Origin of the sequence: Photorhabdus hindustanensis (assembly GCF_002968995.1) — a bacterium.
Lineage (GTDB): Bacteria > Pseudomonadota > Gammaproteobacteria > Enterobacterales > Enterobacteriaceae > Photorhabdus > Photorhabdus akhurstii.
In genome coordinates, this window is sequence record NZ_PUWT01000060.1 from 13,360 (window position 1) to 26,336 (window position 12,977).

A 12,977-nucleotide genomic window follows, 5' to 3' on the forward strand; every position below is an offset into this window, starting at 1 on the left:
AAGAGAGTTAGATGAAAGCGAAAAATAACACTCTTATAAAGCGTGAGTTAATAACATGTCACAGCAGAACGAAATATTTGTGGCTCATCATGGTACTGATTGGATGGAGTATCGGTTTCGTGGCTTTGTCGGTTCAGGCGGATGGTAAGGATAATATTGAGATCACAATTAAAGGCAATCTGTTGCCTCCGACTTGTGCGTTGAGTGTGAACGGTAACTACGGCGGCACTACTGGTATGTATACCGGTGATATGCCTCAGGTCTATGCGAGTCAACTGAAAAATAGCAAATATGTGGAAAGTTCTGCTTTAGACCTGGTGTTTGAGCTTAGTCACTGTAGTCCAAGTCCAGGCCAATCGCCAGCGTTGTACATATGGACTGATGGTGCTAGAAACTCAGGTGATTTGGAACTGTTTATGCCTGTAAATAATACTAGTACTACCGAGGGAGTGGGGATTAGGTTACGGGACCTTGGCAACCAGCAGTTTGTAGAGGCGAAACCTAGCAATAAGCCGTTTAAGGTGTCGTTACCGTTGGCAAAAGATGGAGCAACGAGGACGTTTAGGGCTTATGTGGGTGGTTTTGGCGACAAAAATAATCCAGTAACGTGTAAAACCGGGAGTAACGAGACCAGTGTGTTATGCGGAGGAGCTGCGGAAGTAGGGATACATTTTGAGTTTTCGTATGAACACTTGAAGTAGATAACGTTATCAGCCGGGTGTATTTGAGGAATAGTGTCTGAAATGAAGTGGGATATATGAAAAAGCTGATAGTTATCGGGATGCTGGGGATATGGGCGGTTATGGCGTCGTCGTCAGCACATGCGGGCCTGATGTTGAGGAAGACACGCATTATTTATCAGCAGGGTGACAAGGTGCAAAGCATCTCACTGCAAAATTCAGGCGAAGAGGTCTATCTGGTACAAGCTGCGGTGACGCCGTGGGATAACCCAAATACCCGCTCATCGGAGTTTACGGTGCTGCCCCCGTTGTTCCGTATGGAGGGCGATAGCTTGAATGTAATGCGCGTTGTACGTACCGGTGGTGATTTTCCTGCTGATCGTGAGTCTCTGTTTCGTTTTCGGATTAATGCGATTCCGGCGAAGAAAACAACTGATGAGAGCAAGGAAAATAGCAACGGCAAACAAGATGAGATTGGCGCGTCGCTATCTATCTCGCTGGGTATGAATATTAAACTTATCTACCGGCCGGATAAGCTGCCGATGACACCGGAACAGGCACGTGGTCGGCTGACGTTTACACAATCAGGTAATAGTGTGGTAGTGACCAACCCAACACCGTATTACCAGACTTTTGCCCAACTGAAACTCGACGGCAAGGCGGTGGATTTTGATAAAGCCCCGTCAATATTGGCGCCTTTCGGCCTGACGACTTTTCCCCTGGCTGGCAAAGCTGGCAGTAAGGTGGAATGGTCGATGATTACCGATATTGGCGGGGTGAGTAAGCTACAGAGCGGTACGTTACAGGCTGACTGAGTATATTTTGAGATTGGAAGAGCATCACATGGCGGAGCGTAAGGTTTCAATCAAGCAGAGAGTGACGTCTGTGTTATGCGCTCTGGCAATGGTATCACCGGTTTTACCACTGAGGGCGGAAGAGAGTCTGGACGGAGTGTTATATATCAATGATGCCCGGGTGATTTACTTTGAATCATTCAGCAATGGCGTCCCTTCGACATTCATCAATAACAGCGACAGCAATTATCTAATTCAGTCAACGGTACGGGAATTGGACCCTGCCACCGGTTTACCATTGGATGCTAAGGCACCATTTATCGTGATTCCGCCTATTGCCAAGGTGGATGCACATGAACGGCAGGTGTTGAAAATCCTGCGTACCGGCGGAGATTTTCCGAAGGATCGAGAATCTCTGTTCTTTCTGAATGTGCGTATGTTGCCTTCTGAGAAACCATCATCGGTATCTAAGGGTTTCTCCGGCAAGGTGAAAATGACGGCGGCGCTGGCGGTGAAGGTGTTCTATCGTCCTGAGGGGTTGCCAAAAGAGGGAGTGGCCGGTGCGGTGAGACAATTAAGAGCGTCAGTAAAAGAGAGTGTTGTGACGCTGACTAATCCGTCGCCGTTTTGGATAACGTTGCAGGCTTTACAGGTGAATTCGTTTGCCGTACCGGATCAGGATTTATTTAGGATGGTGCCGCCATTTGGTCAACAGAGCTGGTCGCTGCCGGTGGGCAAAATGTCCCTTGGTAATAATGTCACGGTATCGTGGCGTGCTATTGGTGAGTTTGGGTTAAGCACTGATGAAGAGAGTCGATCTATTGCTGTGTCTGGCAGTGATTAATAGCAATGTCGTGATTAATAACAATGCCGTGGTTAATAACGATGTCGTGGTTAATAACAATATTGCAGATACCGACAGAGTAGATATTAAGTTGAATATATTTAAATAAGAGATGGCGATTTTAACAATGAAAATGTTAATTCCGGTGATAAGCTGCCGTTTAGAGCGACCGCCTATTTATCATCGTGTAAATCAAAATATTTCTATTTCTCTGGTGCTATCAAAGTGTCCGGTGAAATTGCGCCTTTCTCTGGTTTTCTGTCGGATGGTGCTGGCGTTTGTGACTGGATGGAGTGCTCAGGCGATAGGACGCGACTATTTTGACCCGGCCTTATTGGACTTTGGTTCGAATTCAGGGCAAACGGTGGATTTATCACAGTTTGAAACCGCCGGAGGTCAGGCGCCTGGGACTTATCGTGTTGACATTTACGTGAATGGCACTTTTTTTGATTCACGGGATATTACGTTCCAGCGTCATGGCGACAGCGAGCTGGTCCCGGTATTGACGCCAGATTTGTTAGATATGGCCGGTGTCAATATCAGCGACACACCGGCACTGAAAACCTTGCCGGCGGATAAGCCGCTAGAGAGTCCGTTAGGTAAATTGATTCCTCAGGCTACGGCTCGTCTGAACTTTTCCCAGATGCGGTTAAATTTGAGTATACCCCAAATAGCGATGAAGCCTTCAACCAATGGTCAGGTTGACCCGAAATTATGGCAAGAGGGTATCCCGGCTTTTATATTGAACTACAGCGTTAATGGCAGTCAGAATCAACGCTCGCAATTTGGTAATAAACAGACTAATCAGAGCCTGTTCGGTAGCTTCAATTCTGGATTGAATCTGGGGGCCTGGCGTCTTCGTAACACGGCGACCTATTCTTATAGTACCCAAACTTATAACCGGTATGACTCACTCAATGACGCCATGAAAAAAACCACCCAATCCCGGCAAAGATGGAACTTCCTGCAAACCTATTTGCAGCGGGATGTGGTGGCGTTACGCAGTGATCTGACGATAGGGGATACTTCCACCGGCAGTGTGGCGGGGCAGGTATTTGATGGTTTCCCCTATCGTGGGATTGGGCTGGCCACCAGCGATTCGATGATACCGGGTAGGCAGAGTGGTTTTGCTCCGATTATCAGCGGGATAGCTAAATCTAACGCGCAGGTGACGGTGACACAGAACGGCAGTGTGATTTATCAAACCAATGTCGCGCCAGGTCCATTTCGGATCACAGATTTGGTGGGTAGCAGTACCGGCGGGGATTTACAGGTGACGATCACCGAGGCTGATGGTACCCATCATGGGTTCAGTCAGGCTTATTCTAGCCTGCCGATAATGTTGCGGCAGGGGCAATTCAAGTACGAAGCAGCGGTAGGGCGCTATCACACCAGTGGGTATAGTAGCGGCGGGCGTAAGCCGGTGTTTGGCATGGTCTCAATGATTTATGGTCTGCCCGCCAACGTCACATTATATGGTGGTGGTTTGGTAGCGCAATCGTACCAGTCCGCGGCGCTGGGGACCGGGCTTTCCCTCGGTATGATGGGGGCGTTATCTGCGGATATCACCACTTCCCGGGCGCGGTTGAAAAATATGGCTGACATTCAGCGCGGAGAATCTTACCGGGCCACGTATTCGAAAAGTATGCTGACCTCCGGCACGACAGTGGATTTAACCGCGTACCGCTATTCCACCCGTAATTACCTTAGTTTTTCCGATGTCAATACCCAAGGTTACAGTGTTTGGGGGGAGCTTCCCTCTTGGATGTCTCAGCGACGTCGTAGCAGCTGGCAAATGAGATTGAGTCAGTCATTGCCGGGTAACTACTCCCTGTGGCTCAGTGGTCAGCGGGATAACTACTGGGGCAGTTCTAAAACTAACACCACCCTGTCGATGGGATTGAATGGTTCTTTCTACCGTGTGGGCTGGGGGCTTAATTACAGCATCGATCGTATACGCGGCAACGGCGACTGGCCTGAGAACCGGCAAGTTTCGTTGAACGTCAACATTCCTTTGAGTTTGTTTGGCTCCTATGCGGCGCTGAACAATGCGTATGCCAACTATAGCTTATTCCACGATAGCACGGGGCGCGGCAGTAACCAGCTAGGTATGGGTGGTTCATTGCTGGATGACAATAGCTTGTCCTGGAGTGTCTCGCAAAGTCAGGCTAATAAAGGGCAGGGAAACAGCGGGTCAGTATCAATGGGATACAGTGGTTCCCTTGGGCAGGCTAACCTGGGATACAACTACGATTCATCGGGCGGGCGAGGGGTGAACTACGGGGTTAGTGGCGGATTGATCGCCCATCAGCATGGCGTCACGTTGGCATCGCGTATTGGTGATGCCGCTGTATTGGTGCGGACATCGGGGGTTGGCGGTATTCGTGTGATGAACTCCAACTCGATTACGACTAATCACTGGGGATATGCGGTGGTGCCTTATGCCCAGACGTACAGCCGTAATAGTATCAGTTTAGATCCGTCATCGCTGCCGGAAGGGGCTGACATGGCACAAGGCAGCAAGAACGTATTCCCGACCAAAGGGGCGGTTGTGATGGTGGATTACCCTGTACGTATCGGGCAGCAATTGCTGATGAATTTGCTCTATCACGGTAAGCCGGTACCGTTTGGGGCAATGGCGGGGCTTAAAGGAGATACAGCAACCAATCTGGCGGCGATCGTCGGGGAGGGTGGACAAGTGTACCTAAGTGGTATGCCCCCCAATGGGGTATTAAAAGTGAAGTGGGGCAGCGCACCAGACAGCCAGTGCGAGGTGGTGTTTAATCTGGGGCCGCCGCCGGTAAAAGCGAAGCAAGATAAGAGCTGGAGTCCCATGAGGCAATTGAACGAAACCTGCCGTTAAGATGAAGGTAAGGTGTTGTGGGTCTGCATAGATAACTTAATGCGGAAAGCCATAGTTATTAGAGGAAGAGGAACCGCTGAAAGGTGGATGTAATCTGGCCGGGATGGGGGGAGATCAACGAATGAAAATTTCTAATATGGCAACTGGGAAGTTACTCCCGGTTGGGCAGCCGATGAATACGAAGAAGATGTTTATTAACAAGCTAAAACAGGATATTGGTTGGATGGTGGTTCGTTGCCGTGAATGGCCGATATGGATGGCAATGATATGCCTATTCGTGGGTATTTTTTCTTCTCCCTCAGTGTTTGCCGATCAGTCCCGAAATTGGAATGCTGATGTAGCTTTGAAAGCTTTGGGGCCTGAGCGGATGGTAAAACGGAGTGATGGAGTCATCAATTACCCGGCAGCGGGTAAAGCGACCTTAGATCTGTTTCAAATTCATAGTATGAGGGATATGGTGCCTCGTACAACTTCTTATGATCAGAGAAATCTGAATCAGGTCCGGTTCCAGCTCAGAGCTAGTGGGGAAATTTTTAAAGTCCCGAAAGTGGTCTCAGGCAGTTACGAATGTACAATTATAGCCAAAACTAAATATTCTAGATGGATTAAAGATAATGATCCACATATACAGGGAACAGGCATTCAACACCTTACGGTAAATCTTGATAAGCCATACCCTAATGAAAATCTTTCCGACTCAGTACAGATCAAGCCGGAAAATCCTAATAGTGAAGCTGATGATGATCTTGTACATACAAGAATAAGTGACCTCTATTTTGACGTGTCTTGTCGTGGGGTAAATTTTTCATGGCAGCGAAACCCGGATGAAAAAGTCGAATTCAATCGTGACGATAACTCACCGATTTTGAGTGTCTTAATTAATGGAGAGGAGCTTATGTCGTGGTCCAAACCAAGCCTTCCGCCTATCAAAGACCCGGTAACAGTACTGGACCCGCCGGTTTGTGGTTTAGATGCAGGTCCCTCTACCTCTCATGGGGGGCTAGTACTGATGGGAGAGGTTCTCCGGTCGCCCGGGCCATATCCGGCACAGCTCCCAACAGGTGCATTCAGCGGGATTGAGGGATCTCTTCCTATGAACATTACATGCACTGTAAGCGATAAGAACAGTGCCGGCGGAGTGGCCACTTTGCAGTTTTCCGCCCCACAGCTAGCTGATAATAATGAAAGTATCGTAGTGCCTGGCTTCGATGACGCGTTGAGGATAAAAGTGACTCCGAACAAGATAGGTGGGAATACTAAGCTGGCGGCGTCAAACGCGATGGGTAGGCCAGTAAAATTTGGTCCTCCAACTAACCCGGCTGATGTTCTGTACTTTACTGTGGGTGATACGCCAAACACCTATTTATCTGAAAACCAATTCTTTGTGCAACTTTGGCAAGCAAAGGCGTTAGACCCTGGTACTTTTGGTGAATTTCAGGCCACTATGAACGCAACGTTAGTCGTACGATAACGCCTACGATGGCAGGGTATTTAAATATGGCATGGTGGCTTAGCCGCCTAAGTGCTTCATCTCAATAAATCACACTATTTCATTTCTCATGTGGTAACCGATCGACCAGTTAGTCACCAGGGGAGAGTAAAATGACAATCAATGTTAATGATTCAATGGCGCTTCAAATGAGCGGCAGTCAGGCTGATTTGCCCGGAAATCAGACTATTACTGGCAAGCAGAGTAATCATGGGACTTTTCGTCTGCCTGTCTGCTTGTCTCATTTGAATGATACACCGTTGTACATGGCGGTCGCGTATTGGGGGTTATTGAAGGGGCGAGGATTTACCAAAAGTGAAATCAGTCAGGTGTTTCGGGTGTCGGAACGCCGGGCAAGGGATGTGATGAATTATATCTACAATGAGCGGAGTGATGTGATTTCCTGTGAAAAAGTCTTCTTTCGTGAAAAACACGGGAGTCGGCGTCTGATGTTGATTGTCACGGCAGTCGCTAAACCTATGCCTCAGAGGAACCAGACACTGGCGACAAAAACGGTGAAGTCCGCGCATTCCCGGACATCATCACAGATTAATCATATGCGTAGTTGGTTTTTGCAACGCGCTTGCGGTCCGTTTATCTCTTAACGGTCTGTTTATTTCTTATAAGAGTATGACACAGGTGGCTGTCTGGCGGGATATGGTGGAGGATGCGTTTTTATCGATTCTGTGGGTGATGCCTTATGGATGCTGATAAGCCGAGTGGTATTGGTTATCAGCATCGTACTGCTTATTGCCTGTGGGTTGTTATTGGGTAACAAAGTTCGCCACTCCCGGTATCCCCGTATGCTGCTAGCGTATTGGTACCGGGCATGGATTTTGCCGCTATTGTTTATTGCAATTGGGTTGGTGTTAATGTTTGGCGTGGAGGGGGAGGGGTGGTTAGGCCGTATGCTAGGTGAGGTTGATTCCGTATTGATGGGCCTATTCCTTGATTATCAGCATGATGCGCCGCCGGCTTTGTATCCGGCGACGTCATCGACAGTGGTCTCTTGTGGGGCGGCGGTGGATAGCGCTGTTGGCTGTTCGCTTGCGGATCTGCCCGGTGTAGAAAACGATAATCAAAAGAAGATTCCCTGAGTAACGAGGGGAATCTATCCGGTTTAGTTTCTGTTACGGCTGACTCGCATCACATCCGGCATAATGCGGATTTTGCGCATAATATTTGCTAACTGGATGCGGTCCTTAGTGGTCAGCCGGATAAAAGCGCAGTAAACACGGCCATCTTTCTCTTCTGTGTTCATGCTCTGAATATTGGAGTTTGCTGCGTTAATCGCGGCGGTCAGATTTGCCAGCGCCCCTTGATGGTTAAACATATCCACTTTGATTTCAGCAATAAAATCACTGCTAACATCTTTATCCCACTCTACCGGCATAAATTTCTCCGGCTCTTTCTGATAGCCGCGAATATTACGACAGGATTCATGGTGGATAACCAACCCTTTGCCGGGGCTGATATGGGCGATAATCGGGTCGCCAGGGATCGGCCGGCAGCATTTGGCGAAAGTGATCAGCACACCGTCAGCGCCTTTGATCGGTAATTTACGTGCTCCGTTGTTATTGCTACTGGTGCTTGCGCTGCTCTCCTGCGCGCCTAGCAGGTTGCGGGCGACGACGATACTCATGGTATTGCCAAGCCCGATTTCAGCCAGCAGATCCTCTATTGTCGCGAGTTTCATTCTCGTCAACTCTTTATTGATATTTTCCTGTGGAATATCAACCAGCTTTTTCCCATTGCCCAACGCGTGATTTAGCAGGCGGCGACCTAGCCCAATCGAATCTTCCCGCTTAAGGTTTTTTAGCAATTGACGAATTTTGGCGCGCGCTTTTGAGCTGACGACAAAGTTTAGCCAGGCGGCGTTTGGCCGAGCGCCCGGCGCGGTAATAATCTCAACTGTCTGGCCGTTGGTCAGCGATTGCGATAATGGATATGGCTGGCGATCAACTCGCGAACCGACACAGGCATGACCAATATCGGTGTGTACGGCGTAAGCGAAGTCAACCGGGGTAGCGCCTGCGGGTAATTCCACAATGCGCCCTTTCGGGGTAAAAACGTAAATCTCATCAGGAAACAGATCAGATTTAACGCTTTCAATAAATTCAAAAGAGTTGCCGGCGCTTTGTTGTAATTCCAGCAGGCTCTGCATCCAGCGTTGTGCGCGAACTTGCGCGGCGGTGCTCGACTCTTTCTGTTCCTTGTAGGCCCAGTGTGCCGCGACGCCCATTTCAGCCATTTGATCCATATCTTCGGTGCGAATCTGGATTTCAACCGGTACGCCGTGAGGGCCAATCAGAGAAGTGTGCAAGGATTGATAGCCGTTGGCTTTAGGGATGGCGATATAATCTTTTATTCTGCCTGGACGGGGTTTATACAGGCTGTGCATCTGCCCCAAAACGCGATAGCAGATATCAACATTGTTGACGATGACCCGAAAGGCATAGATATCCATAATGGAATGGAAACGCTGCTCTTTGAGGTGCATTTTCTGGTAGATAGAGTAGAGATGTTTTTCCCGCCCGCTGACTTTGCACTCAATATGGGCTTCGGCCAGTCTGCCAGCGATTTCAGACAGAATTTTCTGGATCATCTCTTTACGGTTGCCACGGGCCGCTTTTACCACCTCTTTGATAACCCGGTAACGGTTAGGGTGAAGGGCCTCAAACCCAAGCTCTTCCAACTCGGTTTTCAGATGGTGAATACCCAGACGATGAGCCAGGGGGCTGTAAATCTCTAACGTTTCCCGGGCGATACGACGGCGTTTATCTGGACGTAACGCCCCGAGAGTACGCATATTATGGGTACGGTCTGCCAGTTTGATCAAAATGACGCGGATATCTTGCACCATCGCCATGATCATTTTGCGGAAGTTCTCCGCCTGCGCCTCTTTTTTATCGCGGAAATTCAGCTTATCAAGCTTGGAAACCCCCTCAACCAACCCGGCGACCACCGGGCCGAAAGGTTGGGCGATATCTTGAAAGGTGGCGGGCGTGTCTTCAATAACATCATGCAATAAAGCGGCCATCAGTGTTTCATGGTCGAGACGCATCTCCGCCAGAATACAGGCGACCGCGACAGGGTGCGTAATGTAGGGTTCGCCACTGGTGCGGGTTTGCCCGTCATGGGCATCCCGCGCGACAGTGTAAGCCTGCTTGAGGAGTTCAATTTGACTCCCAGGCAGATATTTTTGGATAAGCAGATTCAGGCTTTCGAACAGATACAAGGCAGACCTACCGTAGATTAACGACGACTTTCCGCGATAGCGGAAACCGCCTGCATTTCCGCGGCTTCCTGCTCTTGTTGTTCCTGGCGCTCACGGACATCCAGGATCTTACCGTTAATCAGCCCCTCTTCCACTTCACGCAGAGCGATAACCGTCACTTTATCGTTCTCTTCCGCCACCAGCGGGTCTTTACCGCCTGTTTGCAGTTGACGCGCTCGACGAGCAGCGACCAACACCAGGTCAAAACGGTTACCAATTTTTTCTACAGCGTCTTGAACAGTTACGCGTGCCATATGTGTGCGACTCCACAGGTAAAGAAATGACTGGGCATCATACTGAAATTGGGTTCAGTCTGCCAATAATTTGCTGATTAAAGCATCATGCCGTTGCGCCTGGCGCTCCCGATGCAGGCGTTCTGAACGGATGATGGTGTGTAGATCGGCCAATGCAGTATTGAAATCATCATTAACGATTAAATAATCATACTCGTTATAGTGAGCCATTTCTGCAACGGCTTGCTCCATACGTTTTTCAATAACGTCTTCACTGTCCTGCCCCCGGCCACGCAGACGGCGACAAAGCTCTTCCTTCGACGGCGGCAGGATAAAAATGCCGCGGGCAGATGGCATCTGTTTGCGGATCTGCTGTGCTCCTTGCCAGTCGATATCAAGAAAAACATCCACCCCACTGGCAAGCGTTTCTTCAATCACTTTCCGGGATGTACCGTAATAATTATCAAAAACACGGGCGTGTTCCAGAAATTCATTATTATCGATCATCTGGCGAAAGGCTTCTTCGGTGATAAAAAAATAGTGTTCACCATGATTCTCACCGGGGCGCATTGCACGTGTGGTATGGGAGACAGAAACCTGAGTATCATACAAAGGTTGAGTTTTTAATAAAGCCTGAATCAGACTTGATTTACCCGCTCCGCTTGGCGCAGAGACAATATATAACGTGCCTTGGATCATGATGGTGTCTTGGTTGATTGGATAACAATAGCAATGAAGCAGAATAAAATTCTTTTACAGTATACACGTACCTGCTTATATGTGTCGCGTTGCCGATGCATTTCTGCCGAAATTTTGTTGGCGAAGGATTGCTAATGGGTATTTTGTATCGTTAGGGGGGGACTTCTCAAGGAGTGCTGATAGAAAAGGCTAGGGGTGGAGGAAGCCACCGAAAGGTATCTATAAATGGTAAATCGTCGGTTTTCCCCGATCATGGCTCCAAAGAGATTGCGGAACCATATTCAACTCAGTAGGTGACTCAGTTGATGAAGCTCTTCTCGAATCTATTGATGGGTTGGTTACGGCTATTGCTATAGAAATTGACAAACGTCGGCCTATACCTGAAGCATCCCTGTTGGAGGCAGGTGAATATGTTGTCAGTCTCCCTATTCTCGTCGCAATGAAAGTGGCATTGCATAATGCAATGATAGAGACAGGAACACGCAAAGTCGATCTTGCTCGACGATTAGGGCAAAAGGGGCCACAGATTGATCGGCTTCTTGATGTTGAACATTCATCAAAGGTTGAAGTTGTTGAATTGGCCTTGCATCAGTTAAATAGAAAGCTAGATATATACCCTATGGATTTCAAGATGCATCGCGGCGGCAAGGGAGCGAATCCCCGGGAGCATAGATAACTATGTGACCGGGGTGAGAGAGTGCAGCCAACAAAGAAGCAACTTGAAAGATGACGGGTATAGTGGTTAATACTACACTACATCATTAAATAAAATATCACATAAGTTGAGATATTTTGCGAATGAAAGTAATTGAAAGAGTAACATGAACAAGTAAGCGGATAATATGATTAAGTGTGAATGAATTAGAAAATCAGTATAATAACTGGAATTAAATATTCTGATATTTCAGATTAATAGCAAATAAGATGAATTATAACTCGGTCTATTATCTGTATTACTTGGATATTCAACCGGGGATTGCTCCCCGGCTGTTTTATTAATGATCTTTATTGATTATTGCTATCCGCTTTTCTCTTCCAGGGGAGATTATCTGGGTTATCATGGGGGGCTGACTGCTTCTGGTTAGCACTTTCCGCACTAGTCGGCCTCATGACAGCCGGGTCTTTAAACTTATCATTTGGATTATCGTCTGGTGGCGTCCAGAAAGCGACATTATGAATCCAATGGCAGTTGTCTTGCATCTCAATTGACGGCACTCCGTTTTCCCACTCACTTTCCCATTCAAATTTTTCTTCGGGTTTACGTTCCCATGAAAATCCAGCCCCTTTGCAGGTTGCTGTGTAAACCAGGTCTGTTATGCTGGATTCCATAACGTTTTGGTCTCCCTGAAACCGGTGGATCTTATGATTTACAACGGCAGCATCCGTATAAAGGTCTACTGTGGCTTCGCCAGGCGCTCCATCTTTACGTTTGGCAACCATCTTGCAGTAATACTTACCTGTGATCACATGTGGAACCTTGAAGATTCTGTTTTGCGCTCTAACCCAAAACATGCCGTCTTTTAACATCAAATCTCCGGTCGGCGTTGGAAACTCATGATCGACTACTGTTGGAAAGGCAAGCGTTAAGTTAGTGGACCCCCTTGCTGGGTAATGAACCGGCTTACCTTTGTTGTCTTTCCCATTGATGACTGGTTGCCCGAGAGCTTTGAATATGTATTCTGCTCTCCAGGCAGGAGTGGCAGGGTATATTGGGTCTGGTGTTGGTTGTTTACTGGGGCATTTAGGAGCGGCTAATACTGAGGTAGAAAAAAGCGCCCCGATAGACACGCACATTACCCATACCGGCCATCGTTTATTTCGGCCAACATTCTGCTTGACGCTGTTGATGAACGTTTTTTCAGTATTCATCGGATATTCTGACGGGGATTGTTCCCCGGTTGGTATATTAAAAATTTTCATTCTCTGTGATAACCCTGTCCCGGCCAGATTGTATTGGCCTTTTAAGGGCACTCCTTCTTTAAATGATTATTTTCTGCATCGGGTTATCCGTGCAGGCCAACATTACAGATTGCATTCATATAAGGGTATTGCAGGAACTTATGTTTGAGGAGAAACCGTCTGGATTCATATTACCCTC

Annotated in this window: 12 protein-coding genes; 8 read left to right on the plus strand and 4 right to left on the minus strand. The window is 48.0% G+C overall.

The window, feature by feature from the left end:
* The first annotated feature begins 11 nt into the window (after positions 1-11).
* The 7 genes from C6H66_RS19900 to C6H66_RS19930 all read left to right on the plus strand — a co-directional run bounded on the left by C6H66_RS19900 (position 12) and on the right by C6H66_RS19930 (position 7,767).
* Positions 12-701, plus strand: a complete 690-nt coding sequence (locus C6H66_RS19900) for a fimbrial protein (RefSeq protein ID WP_105396499.1) — start codon at positions 12-14, stop codon at positions 699-701.
* A 56-nt stretch (positions 702-757) separates the two neighbouring features.
* Positions 758-1,495: a fimbrial biogenesis chaperone gene (locus C6H66_RS19905; protein ID WP_248000743.1), complete on the plus strand. Its 738-nt coding sequence runs from the start codon at positions 758-760 to the stop codon at positions 1,493-1,495.
* A 28-nt stretch (positions 1,496-1,523) separates the two neighbouring features.
* Positions 1,524-2,318 (plus strand): fimbrial biogenesis chaperone, encoded by a 795-nt coding sequence (locus C6H66_RS19910; protein WP_105396500.1) that lies wholly within the window; start codon positions 1,524-1,526, stop codon positions 2,316-2,318.
* A gap of 127 nt (positions 2,319-2,445) precedes the next feature.
* The gene (locus C6H66_RS19915) at positions 2,446-5,181 is read left to right on the plus strand and encodes a fimbria/pilus outer membrane usher protein (RefSeq protein WP_248000744.1); all 2,736 of its coding nucleotides are present in this window, start codon (positions 2,446-2,448) and stop codon (positions 5,179-5,181) included.
* Between the two features lie 121 nt (positions 5,182-5,302).
* Positions 5,303-6,652 (plus strand): hypothetical protein, encoded by a 1,350-nt coding sequence (locus C6H66_RS19920; RefSeq protein WP_146111080.1) that lies wholly within the window; start codon positions 5,303-5,305, stop codon positions 6,650-6,652.
* A gap of 131 nt (positions 6,653-6,783) precedes the next feature.
* A complete protein-coding gene (locus tag C6H66_RS19925) occupies positions 6,784-7,275 on the plus strand; it encodes a CaiF/GrlA family transcriptional regulator (RefSeq protein ID WP_105396503.1) in 492 nt (163 codons plus the stop codon).
* Between the two features lie 99 nt (positions 7,276-7,374).
* Entirely contained in the window at positions 7,375-7,767 is a 393-nt protein-coding gene (locus C6H66_RS19930; RefSeq protein WP_146111081.1) for a hypothetical protein, read from the plus strand.
* A 23-nt stretch (positions 7,768-7,790) separates the two neighbouring features.
* Here C6H66_RS19930 and spoT read toward each other — a convergent pair whose 3' ends face one another.
* From spoT to gmk, 3 genes are read right to left on the minus strand one after another with little or no spacing between them, the layout of a single operon-like run.
* Complete coding sequence (spoT, locus tag C6H66_RS19935) at positions 7,791-9,908, minus strand: bifunctional GTP diphosphokinase/guanosine-3',5'-bis pyrophosphate 3'-pyrophosphohydrolase (RefSeq protein ID WP_046395303.1); 2,118 nt, start codon at positions 9,906-9,908, stop codon at positions 7,791-7,793.
* A 17-nt stretch (positions 9,909-9,925) separates the two neighbouring features.
* Complete coding sequence (gene rpoZ, locus C6H66_RS19940) at positions 9,926-10,201, minus strand: DNA-directed RNA polymerase subunit omega (protein ID WP_011144672.1); 276 nt, start codon at positions 10,199-10,201, stop codon at positions 9,926-9,928.
* Between the two features lie 54 nt (positions 10,202-10,255).
* Positions 10,256-10,879: a guanylate kinase gene (gene gmk, locus C6H66_RS19945; protein ID WP_046395304.1), complete on the minus strand. Its 624-nt coding sequence runs from the start codon at positions 10,877-10,879 to the stop codon at positions 10,256-10,258.
* 277 nt (positions 10,880-11,156) lie between these two features.
* Here gmk and C6H66_RS19950 point away from each other — a divergent pair, with 277 nt between their 5' ends.
* Entirely contained in the window at positions 11,157-11,555 is a 399-nt protein-coding gene (locus C6H66_RS19950; protein WP_282183125.1) for a type II toxin-antitoxin system HicB family antitoxin, read from the plus strand.
* A 329-nt stretch (positions 11,556-11,884) separates the two neighbouring features.
* On the opposite strand, the gene C6H66_RS19955 is transcribed toward C6H66_RS19950, so the two are convergent.
* Positions 11,885-12,850, minus strand: coding sequence for a hypothetical protein (locus tag C6H66_RS19955; RefSeq protein ID WP_248000746.1), 966 nt, complete (start codon positions 12,848-12,850; stop codon positions 11,885-11,887).
* Between the last annotated feature and the right edge of the window lie 127 nt (positions 12,851-12,977).